This is a genomic window from Nocardia sp. GTS18, assembly GCF_013839555.1.
Classification (GTDB): Bacteria; Actinomycetota; Actinomycetes; order Mycobacteriales; family Mycobacteriaceae; genus Nocardia; species Nocardia rosealba.
This window is the reverse complement of sequence record NZ_JACBIU010000018.1, coordinates 60632-83874: the sequence shown is the minus strand read 5'-3', so window position 1 is coordinate 83874 and position 23243 is coordinate 60632. Positions and strand designations below refer to the sequence as shown.

Annotated in this window: 22 protein-coding genes; 17 read left to right on the top strand and 5 right to left on the bottom strand. The window is 67.5% G+C overall.

Annotated elements, in window-relative coordinates; genetic code table 11:
* Window positions 1-7: 7 nt before the first annotated feature.
* Both HYG95_RS16210 and HYG95_RS16205 read left to right on the top strand, forming a co-directional pair.
* Window positions 8-1045 carry an LLM class F420-dependent oxidoreductase gene (locus HYG95_RS16210; protein ID WP_181698750.1) on the top strand — a complete coding sequence of 346 codons (1038 nt, stop codon included), beginning with the start codon at window positions 8-10 and terminating at the stop codon, window positions 1043-1045.
* A gap of 22 nt (window positions 1046-1067) precedes the next feature.
* Entirely contained in the window at window positions 1068-2603 is a 1536-nt protein-coding gene (locus tag HYG95_RS16205; RefSeq protein ID WP_181698749.1) for an acyl-CoA synthetase, read from the top strand.
* 13 nt (window positions 2604-2616) lie between these two features.
* On the opposite strand, the gene HYG95_RS16200 is transcribed toward HYG95_RS16205, so the two are convergent.
* Window positions 2617-3615: a sigma-70 family RNA polymerase sigma factor gene (locus tag HYG95_RS16200; protein ID WP_181698748.1), complete on the bottom strand. Its 999-nt coding sequence runs from the start codon at window positions 3613-3615 to the stop codon at window positions 2617-2619.
* Window positions 3616-3763: 148 nt separating this feature from the next.
* Here HYG95_RS16200 and HYG95_RS16195 point away from each other — a divergent pair, with 148 nt between their 5' ends.
* Entirely contained in the window at window positions 3764-4180 is a 417-nt protein-coding gene (locus HYG95_RS16195) for a VOC family protein (protein WP_181698747.1), read from the top strand.
* Window positions 4181-4427: 247 nt separating this feature from the next.
* On the opposite strand, the gene HYG95_RS16190 is transcribed toward HYG95_RS16195, so the two are convergent.
* On the bottom strand, window positions 4428-5210 hold the full coding sequence (locus tag HYG95_RS16190; protein ID WP_181698746.1) for a crotonase/enoyl-CoA hydratase family protein: 783 nt from the start codon (window positions 5208-5210) through the stop codon (window positions 4428-4430).
* A 60-nt stretch (window positions 5211-5270) separates the two neighbouring features.
* Here HYG95_RS16190 and HYG95_RS16185 point away from each other — a divergent pair, with 60 nt between their 5' ends.
* A complete protein-coding gene (locus tag HYG95_RS16185; protein ID WP_181698745.1) occupies window positions 5271-6914 on the top strand; it encodes an acyl-CoA synthetase in 1644 nt (547 codons plus the stop codon).
* Between the two features lie 145 nt (window positions 6915-7059).
* Here the strand turns inward: HYG95_RS16185 and HYG95_RS16180 are convergent, their stop codons facing one another.
* Window positions 7060-8238: an FAD-dependent monooxygenase gene (locus tag HYG95_RS16180; protein WP_181698744.1), complete on the bottom strand. Its 1179-nt coding sequence runs from the start codon at window positions 8236-8238 to the stop codon at window positions 7060-7062.
* A 99-nt stretch (window positions 8239-8337) separates the two neighbouring features.
* On the opposite strand from HYG95_RS16180, the gene HYG95_RS16175 reads away from it, so the two are divergent.
* Window positions 8338-8910, top strand: coding sequence for a TetR family transcriptional regulator (locus tag HYG95_RS16175; protein ID WP_181698743.1), 573 nt, complete (start codon window positions 8338-8340; stop codon window positions 8908-8910).
* Between the two features lie 175 nt (window positions 8911-9085).
* Here the strand turns inward: HYG95_RS16175 and HYG95_RS16170 are convergent, their stop codons facing one another.
* The gene (locus tag HYG95_RS16170; protein WP_181698742.1) at window positions 9086-10303 is read right to left on the bottom strand and encodes an acyl-CoA dehydrogenase family protein; all 1218 of its coding nucleotides are present in this window, start codon (window positions 10301-10303) and stop codon (window positions 9086-9088) included.
* Window positions 10304-10326: 23 nt separating this feature from the next.
* Window positions 10327-11520, bottom strand: coding sequence for an acyl-CoA dehydrogenase family protein (locus HYG95_RS16165; protein WP_067492311.1), 1194 nt, complete (start codon window positions 11518-11520; stop codon window positions 10327-10329).
* Between the two features lie 157 nt (window positions 11521-11677).
* On the opposite strand from HYG95_RS16165, the gene HYG95_RS16160 reads away from it, so the two are divergent.
* From HYG95_RS16160 to HYG95_RS16105, 12 genes are all read left to right on the top strand, one after another.
* Complete coding sequence (locus HYG95_RS16160; protein WP_067640707.1) at window positions 11678-11866, top strand: ferredoxin; 189 nt, start codon at window positions 11678-11680, stop codon at window positions 11864-11866.
* Between the two features lie 43 nt (window positions 11867-11909).
* Complete coding sequence (locus HYG95_RS16155) at window positions 11910-12812, top strand: 3-oxoacyl-ACP reductase (RefSeq protein WP_181698741.1); 903 nt, start codon at window positions 11910-11912, stop codon at window positions 12810-12812.
* Window positions 12813-13122: 310 nt separating this feature from the next.
* Complete coding sequence (locus HYG95_RS16150; RefSeq protein ID WP_067492283.1) at window positions 13123-13887, top strand: ABC transporter permease; 765 nt, start codon at window positions 13123-13125, stop codon at window positions 13885-13887.
* Between the two features lie 4 nt (window positions 13888-13891).
* Window positions 13892-14743, top strand: coding sequence for an ABC transporter permease (locus HYG95_RS16145; RefSeq protein ID WP_067492284.1), 852 nt, complete (start codon window positions 13892-13894; stop codon window positions 14741-14743).
* 4 nt (window positions 14744-14747) lie between these two features.
* Window positions 14748-15947, top strand: coding sequence for an MCE family protein (locus tag HYG95_RS16140; RefSeq protein ID WP_181698740.1), 1200 nt, complete (start codon window positions 14748-14750; stop codon window positions 15945-15947).
* Window positions 15944-16972: an MCE family protein gene (locus HYG95_RS16135; protein ID WP_181698739.1), complete on the top strand. Its 1029-nt coding sequence runs from the start codon at window positions 15944-15946 to the stop codon at window positions 16970-16972. The genes HYG95_RS16140 and HYG95_RS16135 overlap by 4 nt, the downstream gene beginning before the upstream one ends.
* Window positions 16965-18032 (top strand): MCE family protein, encoded by a 1068-nt coding sequence (locus tag HYG95_RS16130; RefSeq protein WP_181698738.1) that lies wholly within the window; start codon window positions 16965-16967, stop codon window positions 18030-18032. Before HYG95_RS16135 ends, HYG95_RS16130 begins: the two co-directional genes overlap by 8 nt.
* Window positions 18029-19291, top strand: coding sequence for an MCE family protein (locus tag HYG95_RS16125; protein WP_181698737.1), 1263 nt, complete (start codon window positions 18029-18031; stop codon window positions 19289-19291). The genes HYG95_RS16130 and HYG95_RS16125 overlap by 4 nt, the downstream gene beginning before the upstream one ends.
* Window positions 19288-20511 carry an MCE family protein gene (locus tag HYG95_RS16120; RefSeq protein WP_181698736.1) on the top strand — a complete coding sequence of 408 codons (1224 nt, stop codon included), beginning with the start codon at window positions 19288-19290 and terminating at the stop codon, window positions 20509-20511. Before HYG95_RS16125 ends, HYG95_RS16120 begins: the two co-directional genes overlap by 4 nt.
* A complete protein-coding gene (locus tag HYG95_RS16115) occupies window positions 20508-21911 on the top strand; it encodes an MCE family protein (RefSeq protein WP_181698735.1) in 1404 nt (467 codons plus the stop codon). The genes HYG95_RS16120 and HYG95_RS16115 overlap by 4 nt, the downstream gene beginning before the upstream one ends.
* Window positions 21908-22756, top strand: coding sequence for a hypothetical protein (locus tag HYG95_RS16110; RefSeq protein ID WP_181698734.1), 849 nt, complete (start codon window positions 21908-21910; stop codon window positions 22754-22756). The genes HYG95_RS16115 and HYG95_RS16110 overlap by 4 nt, the downstream gene beginning before the upstream one ends.
* Window positions 22753-23241 carry a h domain protein gene (locus HYG95_RS16105; RefSeq protein ID WP_181698733.1) on the top strand — a complete coding sequence of 163 codons (489 nt, stop codon included), beginning with the start codon at window positions 22753-22755 and terminating at the stop codon, window positions 23239-23241. The genes HYG95_RS16110 and HYG95_RS16105 overlap by 4 nt, the downstream gene beginning before the upstream one ends.
* The last annotated feature ends 2 nt before the right edge of the window (window positions 23242-23243 follow it).

Below are 23243 nucleotides of genomic sequence, written 5' to 3'. Positions count from 1 at the left end.
GTCGGCCATGAAATTCGGACTGCAACTCGGATACTGGGGTGCGCAGCCGCCCACAAACGCGGGCGAGATGGTCGTCGCGGCCGAGGAGGCCGGGTTCGACGCGGTGTTCGCGGCCGAGTCCTGGGGGTCGGACGCCTTCACCCCGCTGGCCTGGTGGGGCTCGGCCACGCAGCGTGTGCGGCTGGGTACCTCGGTCGCCCAGCTGTCGGCGCGGACCCCGGCGGCGGCCGCCATGCACGCGCTCACGCTGGATCATCTCAGCGGTGGCCGGGCCATCCTCGGGCTCGGTGTGTCCGGGCCGCAGGTGGTGGAGGGCTGGTACGGGCAGCCGTTCGCGCAGCCGCTGCGGCGCACCCGCGAGTACGTCGACATCGTGCGCAAGGTGCTGGCCCGCGAGGCGCCGGTGACCTCCGACAGCCAGGTTTACGGCCTGCCCTACACCGGTCCCGGCGCCACTGGCCTGGGTAAACCGCTCAAGCCGATCGTTCATCCGCTGCGCGCCGACCTGCCGATCTGGCTCGGCGCCGAAGGCCCGAAGAATATCGCGCAGACGGCCGAGATCGCCGACGGTTGGCTCGCGATCTACTACGCCCCGCGCCTGGCAGGCATGTACAACGAGTGGCTCGACGAGGGCTTCGCACGGCCGGGCGCTCGGCGTTCACGTGCGGATTTCGAGATCGCGGCCAGCGCGCAGGTGATCGTCACCGACGATCCGGCCGCCGAGATCGAGCGGATGCGCTGGGTCACCTCGCTCTACATCGGCGGTATGGGCGCGCCCGAGCTGAACTTCCACGCCCAGGTCTACAAGCGGATGGGCTACGACAAGGAGGTCGACGAGATCTCTGCGCTGTTCCGGGCCGGGCGCAAGGCCGAGGCCGCCGCCGCGGTACCCGACGAGCTGATCACCGACACCGCGATCTTCGGCGACGAGGCGCACGTCCGCACCCGATTGCGGGAATGGGAGGACGCCGGCGTGACCATGATGCTGATCTCGGTTTCCGATGCCGAACAACTTCGTCGGCTCCAACCCCTTGTTACGCGGTAGAACACGTTCTAAATTCGTAGGGGTGAGCAGTCAGCAGACAACGGAAATCCTCGGACTGTGGAATATCGCCGCGGCCGAACCCGAGCGGGTCGCCGTCGTCGACCCGGACGGCCGGGAGATCACCTATCGAGAATTGGCCACCCTCGCCAACCGGTACGCCAACGGGCTACGCGGGATCGGATTGCGAACCGGAGACGTCGTTGTCAGCATGCTGCACAACGGCGTCGAGGCGATCGCCGCGTACTTCGCCGCCTACCAGTGCGGTTTCTACATCGTCGCGGTCAACTGGCATCTGACCGCGCCCGAGATCGCCTACATCCTCCAGGACAGTGACGCCTCGGCCTTCCTGGCGAGCGAACGGTTCGCCGCCACCGCCGCCGCGGCCGCCGACGAGGCCGGACTCCCCACCGACGCGCGGTTCGCCGTGGGCACCATCGAGGGCTTCCGGCCGGTGTCGTGGCTCGGCGCGGCCGATACCGGCAGGCCGGACGAGCGTTCGGTCGGCGCACCGATGCTCTACACCTCCGGAACGACCGGGCGCCCCAAGGGCGTTCGCCGCCCGCTGACCGGCGCCGATCCCGACGAGGTTCCCGCGCCGAACAAGGCGTTCTTCAGCCTCTTCGGGCTCGCGCCCTACGACGACCACGTGCACATCTGCGGTTCGCCGCTCTATCACACCGCCGTACTGAACTTCTCGACCATCTCGATCCAGTTGGGGCACAAGCTCGTTCTGATGGACCGCTGGGACGCGCAGGACATGCTCGCGCTCATCGAACGGCACCGGGTGACCCACTCGCACATGGTGCCCACCCAGTTCCACCGCCTGCTCGCCCTGCCCGACGAGGTGCGCGCCCGCTACGACGTGTCGTCGCTGCGCAGCATGGTGCACGGCGCCGCGCCGTGCCCGCCGCAGACCAAGCGGCAGATGCTGGAGTGGTGGGGGCCGGTCGTCACCGAGTACTACGCCGCCACCGAGGGCGGCGGCACGGTGATCTCCGGCGCCGAATGGCTGGCCAAGCCCGGCTCGGTCGGCAAGGCCTGGCCGTGGTCGGTCATCAAGATCCTCGACGAGACCGACGGCACCGAACTGCCCGCGGGCAAAGAGGGCCTGGTCTACATGAAGATGGGCGCCTCTAGCTTCGAATACCACCACGCCAAGGAGAAGACCGAGGAGTCGCGCGTCGGTGATCTGTTCACCGTGGGCGACATCGGTTACCTCGACGAGGACGGCTACCTGTTCCTCTGTGACCGGCGCTCGGACCTCATTCTCTCCGGCGGCGTGAACATCTACCCGGCCGAGATCGAAGGCGTGCTGATGAGTCACCCGAAGGTCGCCGACGTGGCGGTTCTCGGTGTGCCCGACCCGGATTGGGGTCAGCAGGTGAAGGCGTTCGTGCAGCCGGTCGACGGTGTCGCGGGCGACGACGAACTCACCACCGACCTGCTCGCCTTCGCGGCCGGTCAGCTCGCCAAGTACAAGCTGCCCCGCACGGTGGAATACCGTGCGGAGCTGCCTCGCGACCCCAACGGGAAGCTGTACAAGCGCCGACTGCTCTGAAAGAGCCTGCCGCTCAGGCGGCTTCGCGCCACTCGGGCGGCAGGCCGAACAGCGGGAACAGGCGCTGGGTGTCGAGGAAGAAGTTGAGGCCGGCGATGGTGTCGCCGTCGAGTTCGAGCACCGTGATCGACCACGGCACCCAGACGCCGGGCTCCTCGCTCGGCTTGTAATGGCCGAACGCGGGCAGGCCGTTGGCACCCTCCAGCGGGACCATCCGCGAATCGCGGCAGGCGCTTCCGGTGCCGAGCATGAACGCCGCCACGTTCTCCGGTCCGGAGATCCAGAGGTCGAAGGGCGGCATCGACAGCGCCACATCGGCTTTCAGCAAGGTGGTGAGCGCGTCCATGTCGTAGGCCTCGAAGGCCTTCACGAAGTCGTCGACGAGCTTGCGCTGATCGGGGTCGGTGTCGTCGAAGCCGTCGGTGACGGTGGGCTGCACCTTCGACATCGTCGAGCGGGCGCGTTGCAGCGCGCTGTTCACCGACGCGGGCGACATCATCAGCGCCTCGGCGGTCTCGCTCGCCGAGAAGCGCAGCACCTCACGCATGATCAGGATCGCGCGCTGGGTGGCGGGCAGATGCTGACACGCGGCCACGAACGCCAGACGCAAGGTGTCCTTGGTCGAGGCGTGCTCGGCCGGGTCGGCGCCGAAGGCCAGCGCGTTCGGGATCGGCTCGATCCACACATAGTCCGGCTGCGGCATCGGCAGCGGGGAATCCGGGCGGCCCGGGCCGTTCAGATCCATCGGTCTGGCTCGGCTCTGCGGGCGATCGAGCATGTCGAGACAGATGTTGGTGGCGATCTTGTAGAGCCACGAGCGCAGGCTCGCCCGGCCCTCGAAGGAATCGTAGGAGCGCCAGGCGCGCGTGAACGTCTCCTGCACCGCGTCCTCGGCCTCGAAGGAGGAGCCGAGCATGCGGTAGGCGTACGCGCACAACTCGCGCCGGTGGGTTTCGAATTCGGCGAGGACCTCGGGGTCCGGTCCGGTGGTTGCGGTTGTGGCGTCCGTCATGGTTTCACGATGCCACAGGGGTCCGACAGCCGACAGAGGACGAATCGGACTATCGAAGTTTCGCGAATTTTCTGGTCCGGCGATGAATCCTCATCCGTCGCAGCGTCTACATGAACGAGACCGCAACGACGCTCCGAAAGGCTGAACCATGAGCAGCAAGATGATCTTCATCAACCTCCCCGTCGCCGACCTCGACCGCTCCAAGGGGTTCTACGAGGCGCTCGGGTGGAAGGTCAACGAGGATTTCACCGACCAGAACGCGGCCTGCATCGTCGTCGACGACAACATCTGCCTCATGCTGCTGACCAAGGAGTTCTTCACGACGTTCAGCAAGCGCCCCATCGCCGATACCGGCAGCCAGGTCGCCGCGGCCTACGCCCTGTCGCTGGGGAGCGCCGAGGAGGTCGACGCGCTGACCGACGCTGCTGTCGCGGCCGGTGCTCGCGAGGAAGTCAACGATGACAAGCGGGCCGAAGAGGCGCAGGTCGGGATGCACGGGCGGACTTTTGTCGACCCCGATGGCCACCAGTGGGAGCCGTTCTTCATGAACTACCCGGGGGCCTAGAACTACCTTGGTGTTTTGTGCACCACGGAGGTATTGGGCTGTGTTTGTTGGAGCGCTGGCGCGCTCGAGCGCGGCCCCTAGGGGCCGCGAGTTAGCCACCGTTGCTTGCTCCTTCGTCGCGTACGCAACGGCGGCTAACTCGCGGCCCGGCCGCTACGCCGCTTCGCGGCGGACCCTCCTCGAGGTCGGGTCGTGCGGGGTTGGGAATGCGGTCATGACGGACTCGAGGGATCTAGACTCGAGGGATCTATTGGCCGGTGAAGTTGGGCTTGCGCTTTTCGGCGAAGGCGCGGGGGCCCTCCTTGGCGTCGGCGGATTTGAAGACCTCGATGCCGATCTTGGCCTCGATGGGGAACGCCTCGTTCTCGGGCATGGCCTCGGTTTCGCGCAGGGTGCGCAGCATCGCCTGGACGGCGAGTGGGCCGTTGTCGGCGATCTGGCCTGCCAGGGCGAGGGCCTTGTCGAGGGCGGTGCCGTCGGGGACCACGTGGCCGATCAGGCCGATCTCCTTGGCCTCGGTGGCGGTGATGTGCCGACCGGTCAGCAGCAGATCGGCGGCCACGGTGTACGGGATCTGGCGGGCCAGGCGCACGGCGGATCCGCCGAGCGGAAACAGGCCCCAGCGGGCCTCGGAGACGCCGAACTTGGCGCTTTCCCCGGCCACGCGCAGGTCGGTGCCCTGCAGGATCTCGGTGCCACCGGCGATGGCCGGGCCCTCGACTGCCGCGATCAGTGGCTTGCTCAGGCGCCGCCCCTTCAGCAGCGCGGGGAGGTAGGCGGGGTCCCAGCCGCCGCCCGCGGCGGTGTCGCCCGGATGCGACGAACTCATCGCCTTCAGGTCCATCCCCGCGCAGAACGCGCCGCCCGCGCCGGTCAGGATCGCGACGCGGATGTCGGGATCGCTGTCGACCTGGTCCCAGGCGTCGCGCATGATCGCCATCATCTCGCCGGACAGGGCATTACGCGCCTCCGGACGGTTCATGGTGACGATGAGGACGTGGTCTCGCTTCTCGACCAGACAGTGGGCCATTTCGATGTCTCCTGACGTTCAGCCTTGTCAGAAACAGTAACACGTTCTATTTTTGTCTTTGTGAGCTACAACATAGCCGATCTCGTCGAACACGCCGTCGACCTGATGTCCGACCGGATCGTGCTGGTTGGCGAGCATCGTGAGTCGACCTACGCCGAACTGGAGGAGCGGGCCAACAAACTGGCCCACTACCTGATGGAACAGGGTGTGCGTCCCGGCGACAAAGTCGGAATCTACAGCCGGAACACCGTGGAGGCCGTCGAAGCGATGGTCGCCGTCTTCAAGGCGCGGGCGGTGATGATCAACGTCAACTTCCGCTACGTCGAGAACGAGTTACTACACATTTTCGACAACTCGGACATGGTCGCCCTGATCCACGAGCGCCGCTACACCGACCGGGTGGCCGCGGTGCGCGACAAGGTGCCCGCTCTGAAGACGGTGATCGTCGTCGACGACGGCACCGACACCCCGACCGCGCCGGGAACGGTGGAATACGAGTCGGCCCTTGCCGATTCGTCCGGCGAGCGCGACTTCGGCGAACGTTCGCCCGACGACATCTACATGCTCTACACCGGCGGAACGACCGGCCTGCCCAAGGGCGTCGTGTGGCGCCACGAGGACGTCTGGCGGGTGCTCGGCGCGGGCATCAACTTCGTGACCGGCGAATACGTCAAGGACGAGTGGGAGCTGGCCAAGGTCGGCGCCGCCAATCCGCCGATGGTGCGCTACCCGATCCCGCCGATGATCCACGGCGGCTCGCAGTGGGCCACCTTCCACAGCCTGTTCGGTGGTGGCAAGACCGTGATGATCCCGGAGTTCAGCGGGCACGGTGTCTGGCAGGCCGTCGACAAGCACGGCGTGAACCTGCTCTTCATGACCGGTGACGCGATGGCGCGCCCGATGCTCGACGCGCTCGCCGAGGGCAACCCGGAAACCGGTGAGCCCTACGACCTCTCGACGCTGTACGTGCTCGCCAGCACCGCCGCGCTGTTCTCGCCCTCGCTCAAGGACAAGTTCCTCGAGGTACTGCCCAACCGGATGATCTCCGACTCCATCGGTTCCTCGGAGACGGGCTTCGGCGGTCTGGCGCTGGTAACCAAGGGCGCCACCCACACCGGTGGTCCGCGGGTGAAGATCGACGCGGCCACCCAGGTGCTCGACGAGGACGGCAAGCCGGTGGAGCCCGGTTCCGGCGTCGTCGGCATGCTCGCGCGCAGCGGCCACATCCCGCTCGGCTACTACAAGGACGAGGCGAAGTCGGCCGCGACCTTCAAGGAGTACAACGGGATTCGCTACGCCATCCCCGGCGACTACGCGCGCGTCGAGGAGGACGGCACCGTCACCATGCTCGGCCGTGGTTCGGTGAGCATCAACAGCGGTGGCGAGAAGATCTACCCCGAAGAGGTGGAGGGCGCGCTCAAGGCCCACCCCGAGATCTTCGACGCGCTCGTCGTGGGTGTGGAGGACGAGCGGTGGGGTCAGCGGGTGTGTGCCGTTGTCCAGTGTCGCGGTGACAAGCGCCCCACCCTCACCGAGCTGAGGCCGCTGCTCACCCAGGAGATCGCCTCCTACAAGCAGCCACGCAGCCTGTGGTTCGTGGACGAGATCAAGCGCTCACCCGCCGGTAAGCCCGATTACCGCTGGGCCAAGGAGCAGACCGACGCTCGTCCCGCCGATGAGCACGCCGACGCAGGCGCCTCCTGAGGTGACACCATCGAATCGGCCCGCCCAGCATCTCGCTGAGCGGGCCGATTCGCGTCTACCGGGCCTTCGCCACCGCTGGACATGTGATCACCACGCTCTGGTGACGGTGGCCTCTCGGGCTTTGCCGCCACCAGAGCGTGGTGGCTCAGCGGGCGCGGAGTTCGGCGAGTTGGTAGGCGAGCCGGGTGCGGACGGCGGGGATTCGGGTGAGGACGCGCATGGCGGTGTTGCGGAGGGTGCGGGCGGGGGTGGAGCCGAGGGTGGCCATCTTCGTCATGCGATCGGTGAAGGCGACGACTTCGGTCGCGATGGGCCTGCGGGTCGTTTCGTAGGTGTCGAGCAGGGAATCCGGCTCGCCCGCCGCGACTTTCGCGAGCAGGGTGCCGAGCAGGGCGGCGTCCTGGATGCCGGTGTTCATGCCCTGGCCGCCCGCGGGGCTGTGGACGTGGGCGGCGTCGCCCGCGAGCAGGACACGGCCGGCGCGGTAGTGGTCGGCGACGCGGTGGTGCACGCGGAAGCGTGAGCTCCACAGGATCTCGTCGACGCGGACCTCGCCCGACGGGCCGCGGGCGTCGAGGACGGCCTGGATGTCCTCGCGTGTGGGGTGTTCGGGTGCCTCGTCCACGGTGGCGACCACGCGGTAGCGCTCGCCGTCCGCGTCGGGGAGCGGGGCGACGACGGTGACGCCCTCGGGGGAGAGGTGCAGGGAGACCTCGCTGCGCGGGGACGGCCACGTCATCCGGACGTCGGCGAGGATGAACGACGCGGGGTAGGTGTCGCCGGTGAAGCCGATGCCCGCCTGCTCGCGGACCACGCTGTGCATACCGTCGGCGCCGACCACGTAGTCGGCCGCGATGCTGCCCGCTGTGCCGTCGGCGTTCACGTATTCGACGGTGGCGGAGTCTTTTTCGTTACGGATCCCGGTCACCGTGATCGGCCGGTGCACCCGCCCGCCCGCCTTGTGGAGGCGGTCGAGCAGAACGCGCTCGGTGACATCCTGGGGCACCATCAGGGTGTAGGGGAACGCGGTCGGCAGACCGCCGAATTCGATGGTGGCCAAGGTCTTCGGGCCGTCGTGCACCTTGAAGGTCGGCACCTCGATACCGAGTCCGACGAGTTCGTCGGCGATACCGAGCTCGTCGAGCACCTCGAGTGTCCTGGCGTGCACCACGGCGGCGCGAGAAGTGTTGGCGCCCTCGGCGAGACGGTCGATGAGCACGTGCTCGATGCCCGCTTCGGCGAGCACGATCGCGGTGGTGAGGCCGGCGGGACCCGCGCCGACGATGACGACGGAAGTGGTTGCGGGGAGGGTGATGGCGGCCATTTCGACTCCTGGTCAACGAGTGTTTGCCAACGCTTGTAGGCGTAACGGTAGACCCGGCGGCGCTAGAAAGTCAACAGTTGTTGGCCTACAATCGTTGGCATGTCATCCGCCCAGCAAGAGCAGCCGGTCCGGCGCTCCGATGCCACCCGCGCGGCCATCCTCGCCGCTGCCCGCGCCCGCTTCGCCGCCGACGGCTACGCCAAAGCCACCATCCGCGCCATCGCCGCCGACGCCGAGATCGACCCCTCGATGGTGATGCGCTACTTCGGCTCCAAAGACGGCCTCTTCGCCGCCGCGGCCCAGATCGACCTCGACCTCCCCGACCTCGGTGCCGCCGACCCGAACACATTGGGGGAGCTACTGATCCGCCGCTTCCTCACCATCTGGGAGGACAACGACAACACCGTCCTGCTGATCCTGCTGCGCACCTCGATCACCGACGAGGCGGTAGCCGAGCGAGTCCGCGAAATCTTCGCCGCCCAGGTCCTGCCCGCAGTCCTGCGCTTCGGCGGTCCGGCCGACGCCCCCCGCCGAGCCGGATTGATCGTCACCCAACTCCTGGGTCTGGCCCTGTGCCGCTACGTCCTGCGTCTACCACCGGTAGTGGCACTCACTCCGGCCCAGCTCGTCACCGACATCGCCCCGACCTTGCAGCGCTACTTGACCTTATGAGTCGGCGACCGACAGCCCTGGTCGGCATCGGTATGCGCAACCCGCCGGATGAAGCGTCGCGAGCGCGCGATCACGAGTAGGCGAAAACCGCTGCGACCGCGTCGAAGTCGTGGTCGCAGCGGGCGACCGGCAGGTCGAACCGCCGGCTCGAAACGCGGCGCGCGGCGGTTGTCGCTTATCCCGCCAGCTGGGCGCCGAGGGCGAGGAGGTGGGGAGTCGCGCCGCCGAGGGCGAATTCGTGGTGTTTGGCGGCGGTGAAGTAGTTGTGGGTGATGTGGTCGCGGTCGATGCCGAGGCCGCCGTGGACGTGGACGACGGTGTGGGCGACCTTGTGGCCCGCTTCGGCCGCCCAGAACTTGGCGATGTGGACGGATTCGGCGGCGGGCAGGCCCTCGGACAGGCGCCAGGCGGCCTGGGTGACGGTGAGGCGGAGGCCGCCGATGTCGATGTAGGCGTCGGCGAGGCGCTGGGCCACGGACTGGAAGGAGCCGATGGCCTTGCCGAACTGCTCGCGGGTGCGGGTGTGCTCGGCGGTGATCTCCAGGGCGCGTTCCAGGGTGCCGAGTTGCAAGGCGGACAGCCCCAGCCAGGCGCGCTCGCGCAGCCAGGTGAGGATGTCGGCGCCGGATTCCACGGTGCCGAGCAGTTCGGCCGGGGCGTCCGCGAACTCGACGAGGAATTCGGGGGACAGGTCCACGACCTGCTGCGGCGTCACCACGGTATTCGCCGGGTCGACCAGGAACACCGCCATGGTGTCGGCAGCCGAGTCATTGCCGGAGATCGACGCGGGGACCAGGATTCGCTCCGCCCGGTCCGCGTACGGGACGGTCGTCGCGACGCCGGTCAATGTCCACGCGGCACCCGTGCCGCGCGAAGGCGAATCGTCACCGGCTGAATCGGTGGCCGAGATACCGGCGGCGGTTGGGTTGCTGCTCGCCGGATCGGCCGCGGGGGCGGGGCTGTCGGCAGAGGCAGGAGTCGCGGTGATCCCGGGTGCGCCGATCGGATCGTGCAGTGACGCCGACAGAGCCGCCGTCAGCACCACCTCACCCACCCCTGCGCGCTGTGCCAGCGCATGCTGGTCTTCCTCGCCGAAGCGCGCGAGCGCACCCGCACCGAGCACGATCGACCACAGGTACGGCACCGCGGCAACGGAACGGCCGAGTTCGCGCAGGACGGCAGACTGCTCGAGTTCACCGAAATTGCTGCCGCCCAACGCTTCCGGCAGAGCGGCCGCGAGTACGCCGGTTTCGGCGAGCGCCTTCCAGAGTTGCTCGTCGAAGCGGCCCGGAGTGTCGAGCTCACGCAGCCGATCGGCGGTGACGAGTTTGGCGCAGACCTCGCCGGTGAGGCGGGCGAGGTCGGTCTGGGCTTCGGTGGGGGTGAAATCCATGGCGGTTTACCGGCTTTCGTGGATCAGCGGGCGGCGGCGGGCTGGCGCAGGGCGGTCATGGCGATGATGTCGCGCTGCACCTCGTTGGTGCCGCCGCCGAAGGTGAGGATCAGGGCGGCGCGGTGCATCCGCTCCAGCCTGCCGAGCAGCACCGCACCGGGGGAGTCCTGGCGCAGGTAGGCGTCGGCGCCGACCACTTCCATCAGCAGCCGGTAGGCCTCGGTGGCCAGTTCGGTGCCGTACACCTTGCACGCCGAGGCATCCCACGGGCGCGGCGCGGCCTCGCCGCCCTGGTCGGCGCGGCTGGCGATCTCCCAGTTCAGCAGCTTCAGATATTCGACCTTGGCGTGCACGCGGGCCAGATTCAGCCGCGCCCATTCCTGGTCGATCACGCGGGAACCGTCGGGGAGCAGTGTGTCGCGGGCCCACGCGGTCGTCTGCGCCACCGCGAGCGACAGTGGCCCGGCCGAGGTGAGCGCCACCCGCTCGTGGTTGAGCTGGTTGGTGATGAGCGACCAGCCGCCGTTCTCCGGACCGACCATCGACGACGCGGGCACGCGAACATCCTGGTAGTAGGTGGCGCTGGTGTCGGGCCCGGCCATGGTGTGCACGGGCGTCCAGGAAAACCCTTCGGCGGAGGTCGGCACGATGAACATGCTGATCCCCTTGTGCTTCTTGGCAGCGGGGTCGGTGCGCACGGCCAGCCAGATGTAGTCGGCGTAGGCGATGAGGCTGGTCCACATCTTCTGACCGTTGATGACGAAGTCGTCGCCGTCGCGCACCGCGGCGGTGCGCAGCGAGGCCAGGTCGGTACCCGCGCCCGGCTCGGAATAGCCGATCGCGAAGTGCAGCTCACCGGCGGCGATGCGGGGCAGGAAGAACTTCTTCTGCTCCTCGGTGCCGTACTGCATGATGGTCGGCGCCACCGAGTTGAGCGTCAGGAACGGGACGGGCGCGCCCGCGATGGCGGCCTCTTCCACGAAGATCAGCTGATCCATGGTGGTCCGGTCCTGGCCGCCGTACTCCTTGGGCCAGCTCAGGGTGAGCCAGCCGTCGCGGCCCATCTGACGCACCACCTCGCGGTATACATCGCCCTCGCCGTACTCGCCGGTCTGCAGGCTCAGTGCCTTCTTGCGCTCCGGGGTCATGAGCCCGGCGAAATACGCGCGCAGCTCGGCGCGCAATTCTTCCTGCTGCGGCGTGTACGCGACGCGCATGCTTCCCACCTCGGTGTCGAACTCCAGCTTCGGTGAGCCGATCATTGCACAGGAACTGGAACATGTTCCAGTATTGACAGTGAATCGGTGCCGGTTCCGCCGCGCGAGGTATGCCATCCGGGTTACTCTCGCCGAGACCGTCTGGAAGGAAGATCCCATGAAGATCATCGTCGATTTCGACCGCTGCGAAGCGAACGGCGTCTGCGTCGGAATCGCCCCTGACATGTTCGAACTCGACGACGACGATCAGCTGACCGTCGCCGAGGGTGATATCGCCGCCGACCGCGTCGCCGATGCGGAGGAGGCGGTGGCGCAGTGTCCGAAGGCCGCGCTGAGATTGGCGTGATCGCCTCTTGTCGGATGGTGAAACACGTTCTAAAGTCGGCCCGATGAGTGTGATGCAGACTTCACTGGAGGGCCGGGTCGCCATCGTCACCGGTGCGGGCGCGGGTCTCGGCCGGGCCGAGGCGCTCGCGCTGGCCTCGGCGGGCGCGGCGGTGGTCGTCAACGACCTCACCGAGGATGCCGCCGCCGAAACGATCGCCGCAATTCGCGAACTCGGCGGTAAAGCGGAATTCGTCGGTGGAAGTATCGCCGAACGTGTCACCGCCGACGCGCTCGTCGCTACCGCGCGGGAATCGCTCGGAGGCCTCGATATCGTTGTCAACAATGCGGGTATTACGCGCGATCGCATGCTGTTCAACATGTCCGACGAAGACTGGGACGCGGTGCTCGCCGTTCATCTGCGCGGCCATTTTCTTTTGTCGCGCAATGCTTGCTCGTATTGGCGAACGGCCTCCAAATCGGCGGGCGAACCGGTGTACGGGCGGTTGATCAACACCTCCTCCGAGGCCGGTCTGCTCGGTCCCGAAGGGCAGGCGAATTACGGTGCGGCCAAGGCCGGAATCACCGCGCTCACCCTCTCGGCGGCGCGTGGGTTGTCGCGCTACGGCGTGCGCGCCAACGCGATCTGCCCGCGTGCGCGCACGGCCATGACCGAGGCGGTCTTCTCCGAGGCGCCCGAGGGTCAGGTCGACCCGCTGGCTCCCGAACATGTCGCGAAGCTGGTCGCCTACCTGGCTTCGCCCGCGGCCGACGAGGTGAACGGGCAGGTCTTCGTGGTCTACGGCCCGATGGTCGCGCTGATGGCGCCGCCGACGGTCGAGCAGCGCTTCGACGCCGCGGGCGAGCAGTGGGCCGAGGACGATCTCGCCTCGGCCCTGCAGCAGTACTTCGCCGGCCGCCCGGCCGACCACACTTTCTCGGCGCGAGCGCTTCGCGATCTCGGCTGAGGTTGCCGGATGTTGGCCGGGCGGAAAGTCGCCGTCCCGGCTCGCCGTAGATCTGTTGTACGCCGGTCCAGGTATTGGTAGACATGGACGTCGGCATGTGTGGTGTCTCACAGGAGGTCTGGGTGAAGCGGTCAGGAGTCGTTTCAGTTCGGACGGTATTTTCCGGGAAAAACTCCTGGTACAAGTCTCCGGAAATCGCAGACATTCGTGAGAACGTGTTCTAGTCTTTGGGCAGTCTTCAGATCGGGGTGGCGGTGAAGTACGGAAACGCGGACGCCATGGTCCGCCCGTCTAACGAGGAGGATTGCCGGTGAACGACCTCCTTGCTGTCCCGTTGCGGGCAGTCGGCGGATTCTTCGAACTCGGCGCGGAAGTGGCCCGAGCCGCCTTCCGCCGGCCGTTCCAATGGCGTGAGTTCGTCGACCAGTCGTGGTTCGTCGCCCGCGTCTCCATCCTGCCGACGCTGCTGGTGGCGATCCCGTTCACCGTGCTCGTCGTCTTCACCCTCAACATCCTGTTGCGCGAGATCGGTGCCGCCGACCTCAGCGGGGCGGCCGCCGCGTTCGGCGCCGTCACGCAGGTCGGCCCGATCGTCACCGTGCTGATCGTGGCCGGAGCGGGCGCGACAGCGATCTGCGCCGACCTCGGTGCCCGCACCATTCGCGAGGAGATCGACGCGATGAAGGTGCTCGGCATCGACCCGGTGAGCCGGCTCGTCGTGCCGCGCGTGCTCGCCTCGATGTTCGTGGCGCTGATGCTCAACAGCCTGGTGTGCACGGTCGGCATAGTCGGTGGCTTCGCGTTCTCGGTGTTTCTGCAAGGCGTGAATCCCGGTGCTTTCGTCAACGGCATTCCGCTGCTCACCAATCTGCCCGAGCTGATCATCTCCGAAATCAAGGCGGGCCTGTTCGGGCTCATCGCCGGAATGGTCGCCTGTTATCTCGGGCTGCAGGTGAAAGGCGGGCCCAAGAGTGTGGGCGACGCCGTGAACCAGACCGTCGTGTTCGCCTTCATGGCGCTGTTCGTGGTGAATGTCGTCGTCACCGCGATCGGCCTGAAATTCACGGTGCGGTGAACACATGGCCTTTGTAGTTCGTTCCAAATTCCCGCGGGCGGTCCGTCGATACGAGCGGGCGTCCAAAGCGCTGGACTCCCTCGGTGACAAGGCGATCTTCTTCGTCAAGGCACTCGGCTCGGTACCGCGCGCACTGGTGCACTACCGCACCGAGACCATCCGGCTCATCGCCGAGATCAGCATGGGCAGTGGCGCTCTCGCCGTGATCGGCGGCACCGTGGTGATCGTCGGCTTCCTGACGCTGATGGCCGGTGGCACCATCGCGGTGCAGGGCTACAGCTCGCTCGGCAATATCGGCGTCGAGGCGCTCACCGGCTTCTTCGCCGCCTTCATCAATGTGCGCATCGCGGCGCCGGTGATCTCCGGTATCGGCCTGGCCGCCACCATCGGCGCGGGCGCGACCGCCCAGCTCGGTGCCATGCGGGTGGCCGAGGAGATCGACGCGCTGGAATCGATGGCGATCCGGCCGGTGCCGTTCCTGGTGGGAACCCGGGTGCTTGCGGGCATGATCGCGATCGTGCCGCTCTACGCCCTCGCGGTGATCGCCTCGTTCATCGCCAGCCGCTTCGCCACCGTGGTGATCTACGGGCAGTCGGCGGGCGTCTACGACCACTACTTCTCGACCTTCCTCATCCCCAGCGACATCCTCTGGTCGTTCGCGCAGGCGATGGTGATGGCCCTGGCCGTGATGCTGATCCACACCTACTACGGCTTCCACGCCGCGGGCGGTCCGGTCGGGGTCGGTGTGGCGGTCGGCAACGCGGTGCGGGCCTCGCTGGTCGCGGTCGTCACGGTGACGCTGCTGATCTCGCTGGCCATCTACGGCACCTCCGGCAACTTCCACCTCTCGGGATAGCGGTATGGACACCTCACGGATCGTTGCCGCACTGCAGGGCGGGCTCGGGCGCAAGCTCGCGGCCCTGGCCCTCGTCGGCGTACTCGTCGCGGGCGCGGCCTTCGCGATCGCGCTGTTCCAGGGCGCGTTCACCAACACCGCCGTGGTGCTGGTCGACGCGCCTCGCTCGGGCCTGGTCCTGGACCCCGACGCCAAGGTGAAGGTGCGCGGCGTCGAGATCGGCCGGGTCGCCGACATCGACCTGGCCGCCGACGGTGCGACCCTGCGGTTGGAGCTCGACCCCGATCAGCTGAAGCTCGTGCCCGCCAACGCCGGGGTCGACATTCGCTCGACCACGGTGTTCGGCGCCAAGTACGTCAATTTCATTGTGCCTGAACAGCCTTCCGCGAAGTCGCTGGCGCCGGGCAGCACTGTCTCGGCGAGCTCGGTGACCGTCGAGTTCAACACCCTGTTCCAGCACCTGTCCGATGTGCTTGCCCAGGTGGAGCCCGAGAAGCTGAACGCGACCCTGACCGCGCTCGGTACCGCCCTCGAAGGGCGCGGCGACAAGTTCGGCGATCTGCTCGTCCGATCGGATCGCTATCTGCGCGAACTGAATCCGTACCTGCCGACCTTGCAGACCGATCTGGACAAGACCGCGCAGGTGACCGGGATCTACGCCGATGTCGCCGATCCGCTGTTGCGCACGGTCGACAATTCGACGGGCACCGCGCAGACCATCACCGAAATGCAGGGGCAGCTCGACAACGTGCTGGTGAATGTGATCGGCCTGTCCGATACGGCCGGAACTGTTCTGCGGGAGAACGAGAACGATCTGGTGACCGCGCTCGACCTGCTGCGTCCTTCCACCGCGCTGCTGTACGACTACCGCGAATCGGTGAGCTGTGTGGTCAACGGACTCGGCACGCTGATCCCGATCGCCGAGGACATGATGGGTGGTTTGTTGCCCGGTGTCGGCATGAACGCGAGTTTTATGCTCGGTGCCAAGCCTTACAGCTACCCGGACGACCTGCCCAAGGTGAATGCGACCGGAGGCCCGCGCTGTGAAGGCGTGCTGGACCGCGTACCGGAGAGCCATTCGGACTACCTGGTGACCGACACCAGCGAGGGCGCGCCGTACGCACCGACCACGCGCCACGAATTCCACGGCATGCCTCGGGTATTCCAGCTGCTGCTGGACGGAATGCCGGGAGTCACACGGTGAAGAACACCTCGACGACGATCAAACTGGCGATCTTCACCGTGGTGATGACGCTGGTATTCGCCGGTCTGGCAATCGTTTTGAGCCAGGCGCGGTTCTCCAGCGAGAACGGCTACCGCGCGGTGTTCACCAGCTCCTCGGGCATGGTGCCCGGCGCCAAGGTGCGCATCGCCGGTGTGCCGGTGGGTTCGGTGACCTCGGTGAAGGTCGGCGACGACAACCTCGCGCACGTCGAGTTCGATGTCGACACCAAGTACGCGGTCCTGGCCAGCACCCGGGCGGCGATCAAGTACGAGAACCTGGTCGGCGACCGCTATCTGGAGCTGCTGGAGGGGCCGGGCTCGGCTCGCCGGCTTTCCGACGGCGACACCATCGGCCTCGAGCAGACCCAGCCCGCCCTCGACCTCGACCTGCTGCTCGGCGGATTCAAGCCGCTGCTGCGCGGGCTCGACCCGGCGCAGGTCAACGACCTCACCGAGGCGCTGCTGCAGATCTTCCAGGGGCAGGGCGGAACGCTCGTGTCGCTGCTCAACAGCGGTGGCGGCTTCGCCAAAACCCTGGCCGATCGCGACGCGCTGATCGGCAGTGTGATCGACAACCTGAACACCGTGCTCGCCACGGTCAGCGATCGCGGCGATCAATTCGCCACCACCATCGACGAACTGCAGCGCCTGGTCAGCGACCTGTCCGCGGAGCGCGATCCGATCGGCAACGCGTTGCCGAGGATCGCGGGCGCGACCAAGGAGGTCAACGACCTGCTGGTGCAGGCCCGTCCCGATCTGCGCTCCACGATCGAACAGACCGGTCGGCTCGCCACCAATCTGGACGAGGGGTCCGACCACATCCAATGGGTGCTCGACAGACTGCCGGATACCTACAAGAAACTCATCCGGATCGGCGCCTACGGCTCCTTCCTCCAGCTCTACATCTGCGGTACCAACTTGTTGATCAGTGGCCCCGATGGCAAGCCGATGGAAGTCCACATGCCGGCGCTGCAGGTCACCGGAAGGTGCAAGCCCAATGAATGAGGACAAGTCGCCCGCGGCGACGATCGGCATCGTCGGCGTGGTGCTGGCGCTGACGATCTCGCTCGCGACGCTGCAATTCACCGATCTCCCGTTCATCCGCTCGGGGGCCGCCTTCACCGCGAACTTCCTCGACGCGGGCGGTCTCGTCCCCGGCGACCCGGTGCACGTGGCCGGTGTGCGCTCCGGCGAGGTACGGCAGGTGAGCCTCGACGGCGACAAGGTTCTGGTGAAATTCGACCTCGACGAGTCGATCGTGCTGGGGGAGAAGACGACCGCCGCGATCAAGACCAACACCGTGCTCGGCCGCAAATCCCTGGATGTGGTGCCGGACGGCCCCGGCGCCATCGGCGCGCGGGACACCATTCCGGTCGAGCGGACCACCTCGCCCTACTCGCTCAACGAAGCACTGAGCGATCTCGGCGGGACGGTGCGCGACCTCGACCTGGAGCAGGTCGACCAGACCCTCGATACGCTGTCGGCCGCGTTCGCCGACACACCGGGCCCGCTGCGCAACGCGCTCGACGGCGTCACCGCCCTCTCCCGCAGCATCAACACCCGCGACCAGGCGCTGACCGACCTGCTGGCCAGGGCACAGAACGTCACCAAGATCCTGGCCGACCGCAGCACCCAGCTCAACACACTGCTCATCGACGGCAACGCGCTGCTCGGCGAGCTCGACCGGCGCCGGGCCGCGATCAACCAGCTCGTCGTGTACATCGACGATGTGGCCAGACAGCTTTCGGGCCTGGTCGCCGACAACGAGCCCCAGATGCGGCCGACGCTGGACCGCCTGAATTCGGTCCTCGCCCTGCTCCAGCGCAACAAGCAGAACCTCAACGATGCCCTCGACGGTCTCGGCCCCTACGCCGCCGCGCTCGGCGAGCAGGTCGGCAACGGACCCTGGTTCAACGCCTACGTGGTGAACGCGACAAGTGTCGAGCTCCGTCCGCTCGTCGACGCGCTGGTCTGGCCAGAACAACTGCCCCAGGACGTGATCGACATCTTCACCCACCCCAGGACGCCGTACATCGCTCCTGCCGAGGAGGACCCCCCGCGATGAGCTCGACCCAGCAGGTGCGCGGGTTGCCGCGCTGGACGATCGCGGTGGCGGTGGTGGTGATCGCGGCGCTGGTCGCGGTCGGTGTCTACCTCGTGACCGGCGCCGGAAAGAACACGGTGACCGCCTCGTTCACCTCGACCACCGGTCTGTACGCGGGCGACGAGGTGCGGGTACTCGGCGTCACCGTCGGCAGCATCGACTCCATCGAACCGGGCCGCGGCCAGGTTCAGGTGAAGATGAGCATCGACAGCGATGTCGACCTGCCCGCCGACGCGCGCGCCGTCATCATCGCGCCGTCCTTGGTCTCGGCCCGATTCGTGCAGCTCGCGCCCGCCTACACCGGCGGCCCGAAACTGGCCGACGGAGCGCAGATTCCGCTCGAGCGCACCGCGGTGCCGGTGGAGTGGGACGAGATCAAGGCCGAGCTGACCAAGCTGTCGGCGGCGCTCGGTCCGGTCGGTGACGACAAGCAGGGCTCCTTCGGCCGCTTCGTCGACACCGCGGCCCAGAACCTCGACGGCAACGGCCAGAAGTTCCGCGACACCCTGCGTGAACTGTCCGCGACCCTGACCACCCTCTCCGACGGGCGAACCGACCTGTTCGCCACCATCCGCAACCTGCAGAAGTTCGTCGAGGTGCTCTCGGCGAGCAACGAGCAGATCGTGCAGTTCAGCGGCCGGCTCGCGTCGGTGTCGTCGGTGCTTGCCGGTGCGTCGGAAGAACTCGGCGCCGGTCTGGACAGCCTCGATGTGGCACTGGCCGATGTGAAGCGGTTCCTCGAGGGGACCGGTGGGGAGCTGACCGAGGGCGTCGAGCGGCTCGCCGACGTCACCCAGACCCTGGTGGACAATCGGCCCGAGATCGAACGGGTGCTGCACTCCGGCCCCACGGCGATGGTGAACTTCTACCAGCTCTACAAACCGGCTCAGGGTTCGCTCACCGGCGCGGTGGCGCTCAACAACACGGCCAATCCGCTCAGCTTCCTGTGCGGATCGATCCGAGCCATCGAACACAACAACTCCGACCGCTCCGCCGACCTGTGCGCCGAGTTCCTCGCACCGGTGATCAGTTCGCTGGCAATGAATTACGTGCCGATCATGACCAACCCGGCCACCGGCGTCACCGCCTTCCCCGAGCAGCTGGTGTACAGCGATCCGAGCCTGGCCGGTGCGGTCGAGCAGGATCAGGCGCCGGTCGCGTCGCCGATCACCGTGCCCGAAGGTCTTGCCGGGCTTGCCATTCCAGGAGGACCGCGATGAGGCGGCGCATACTCGCCGGGCTGGCCGTCGGCGTCGCCGTGGCGCTCGGCACCACCGGTTGTCAGTTCGACGGGCTCAACTCGTTGCCCATGCCTGGCTCCGAGGGGCGGATGGACGGCTCCTACACGGTGCGCATCCAGATGCCCAATGTCACGACGCTGACCCGGAATTCGCCGGTGCGGGTGAACGACATCGAGGTCGGCAATGTCACCGGGATCGAGGTCGAGGGCTGGCACGCGCTGGTGACGGTCTCGCTCAATCCCGATGTGCGCCTGCCCGCCAACGCGGTCGCCAAGATCGGGCAGACCAGTCTGCTCGGCAGCAACCACGTCGAGTTGGCCGCGCCGACAAGCGAACCACCGACCGGTCAGCTGCGGGGCGGCGATGTCATCCCGCTCGAACGGGCCGGTGCCTACCCGACCACCGAACAGGTGCTGTCGTCGCTGTCGGTGGTGCTCAACGGCGGCGGTATCGCGCAGCTCGAGACGATCACCACCGAGCTGAACGCGATGGTCAACGGTCGCGAGGACGAGATCGCCGACCTGCTCCCGCAGCTCAACGAGCTGACGACCGGGTTGCAGCGCCAGACCGGCAGCATCATCGCCGCGATGGAGGGTCTGGATCGGCTGGCGGTGAAACTGGCCGGTCAGCGTGAGGTGATCGCCGAGGCGATCGAGCAGATCCATCCCGCGCTCACCGCCCTGGCCGACCGATCGGCGAATATCGCCAGAGCGATCACGGCGCTCGGCGAGCTCGGCGACGTCAGCGAACGACTGATCAAGACCAGCAGCGACGACCTGGTGGCCAACCTGCGCAGTCTGGGCCCCGTGCTGCAGACGCTGGCCGACACCGGGACCAACCTGATCCAGGCGCTCGGCATCCTGCCGACCTTCCCGTTCCCGATCAGGAATATCGACAACGCGATCATGGGCGACTACCTGAATCTGTTCATCACCTTCGACCTGACCGCAAGCCGTCTCGACAGCAACTGGCTCACCGGTACGCCGCTCGGCGGTCGCTTCGGTGGTGTCGAGGGTGTGGTCGGCTCGTTCGCGCCGTCGACCGCGACGGATGCCGGTGACCCGGCCACCGCGCCGATGGCGCCCGCACCGGCCCCCGCACCCGCGCCCGCCATTCCCGGGCTACCGGCCATTCCCGGTCTGCCCGCCATCCCCGGCATCACCGCGCCGCTGCCCGGCCAGGAAGGGGCGGGTCGATGAAACTCACCCGGTTCGTGCGAGCCCAGCTCGCGATCTTCGCGGTGCTCACCGTGATCGGTCTGGTCGTGATGAGCGGCAGCTACCTGCATGTTCCCGCGATGTTCGGCATCGGCCGGTACGCGGTGACCGTGCAGCTGGCCGCCACCGGCGGGCTCTACCCGACGGCCAATGTGTCCTACCGGGGCCAGAACATCGGCAAGGTGGAGGCGGTGCGGCTCACGCCCGCGGGCGTCGAGGCGGACCTGTCGATCGACAGCGACTACAAGGTCCCCGCCGATTCGAGTGCCTGGGTACGCAGTGTCTCGGCGATCGGCGAGCAGTACGTCGACCTCGTGCCGAGCGAACAGCCCGCCGACGGGCACCTGCGCGACGGCTCGGTGATCCCGGTGCAGCGCACCCATCTGCCGCAGGATGTCGGCGCGATGCTCGACCAGGCCGACAAATTGCTCGCCACCGTCGCCGATACCCGGCTGCGCCAGGTGATCGACGAGGCGTTCCTGGCGTTCAACGGCGCCGGACCCGACCTGCAACGGTTCATCGACTCCGCGGCGCTGCTGATCCAGCAGGCCGAGACCGACATCGAACCGACCAAGAAGCTGCTCGACCAGATCGGCCCCCTGCTCGACACGCAGATCGAGTCCGAAGCCGATATCCGTTCCTGGACAAACGATCTGGCCACGATCACCGACCAGCTCCGGGAAAGCGACCCGACGCTGCGAAACCTGTTGAACAACGGCCCTTCCGCGATGGAGGTGGTGAACAAGCAGTTCCAGGATCTGCGTCCCACCCTGCCGCTGCTGGCGCGAAACCTGGTGAGCCTCGGGCAGGTCGGGGTGACCTACAACGCGAGCGTGGAACAACTTCTGGTCGTCTTCCCGCCGTTGATCGCGGCGCTGCGCACCGCCATCCGCGGTCCGGCCAAATACGGCGTGATGGTCGACTTCATGACCGTGCTCAACGACCCGCCCGCCTGCACCACCGGCTTCCTGCCCGCGGAGCAGTGGCGGGAGCCGAGCGACCTGACGCCGATGGACACTCCGCCCGGGCTGTACTGCAAGGTTCCGCAGGACTCGAACATCGCGGTCCGCGGCATCCGCAACACCCCGTGCATGGAGTTCCCCGGCCGCCGCGCACCCACCCCCGAACTGTGCCGGACCGGGTTCGTGCCCGAGGGCAACAACCCGCCGTTCGGCGAGGTAGAGCCGGTCGCTCCGGCGTCCGCACCGGCAGGCGCATCGACGGGCGCTGTGACGCCCGCCGCAGCGCGCCCCTATGATCCGTCGACGGGTACGTACCTGGGCACAGACGGACGCACCTACCGCCAAGGTGACATCGCCACCGATGGTTCGGGCACCGTTCCGGCCAGCTGGCAGGCGATGTTGGAGGAGCAGCAACGATGAACGACAACGACAACCGCCGCCCGCGTCGCCGGGCCGCACGCTCGGCCGGGCCGCCGGTCGAGGAGAAGGCGGCCGTGACGGTGGCCGTGAGTAAGAGCGAATCCACATCACCGACTGCCGAGGTTGCCGCCAGGTCGGCCGACACGGTGAAGTTCGCCGAGGTCGCCGCCGCTGCTACCGCGAAGGGCGCCGAGAGCGCGGCAGCACCCACGGTGAAACTCGGCAAGGATGCCGTGGAGCCCGCCGCGCGGCTCGACATGGACGCCGTCGATTCATCCGCTCCGACCGTGAAGCTCGCCGGCGGCATCGCGCAGTCCGCGGACGCGACGGTGCAGAACGTTCCCGACGGGGAGAAGAAGTCGCGCGTGCGTCGCGCCCTCGCCGTCGCGGCGGCGGCCGTCCTCGTACTCGCGCTCATGGTCGGTGCGGGCGCCTCCGCCGTCGCCGCGTTCATGACCGACGCCGAAGAGGACCTGCGCGCGGAGTACACCGAGACCGCACGCCAGGCCGTGCTGAACCTGACGACCATCCGCGCCGAATCGGCCAAGGAAGACATCGACCGCATCCTGGCCGTGGCGTCGGGCGACTTCAAGTCCGAGTTCGACGGTCGTGTCGACCCGTTCATGGATGTCGTCAAGCAGGCCAACGTGGTGTCCAACGGCAGCGTCGTCGAGTCGGCCATCGTTTCGGCCGACCTCGAATCCGCGCAGGTGCTCGTCGCCGCGAAACAGACGGTGACCAACAACGGTTCGCCCGAACCCCAATCGCGTCAGTACCGATTCCGCATCACCGTGACCAACGGTGAGACGGGCATGACCGTGTCGAAAGTGGAGTTCGTGGGATGAGCCGCAGAAGCGCACAGATCATTTTCGGCGTCCTCGCGGTCTTCGGCCTGATCGCCGCCGCCGTGCTCGGCGTCAGCAGCTACCAGCTGTGGGAGCACGACCGCACCGAGCAGGCCCGCGGCGAGGCGATGAGCACGGCGAGCCGCACGGTGAGCGCCATGTTCAGCTATGAGCACGTCACCGTCGACACCGAGCTGCCCAAGGCGGCCGACGGCCTGAGCGAGTCGTTCCGCAACGACTACCTGCGGCTCATCGAGGAAGCCATCGCGCCGGGCGCCAAGGAGAAGCAGCTCACCGTCAAGGCGACAACGCAGGCCGAAGGCGTGATCTCCGCCGAACCGGAACACGCGGTGGTGCTGCTGTACCTGAATCAGGTGACCACCAGCAAGGACACACCGCAGGGCACCGCCTCGGGCAGCCGCGTCCGGGTCTCGCTGGACAAGACCGGCGATCGCTGGCTGGTTTCCCAGGTCACGCCGGTCTGAGT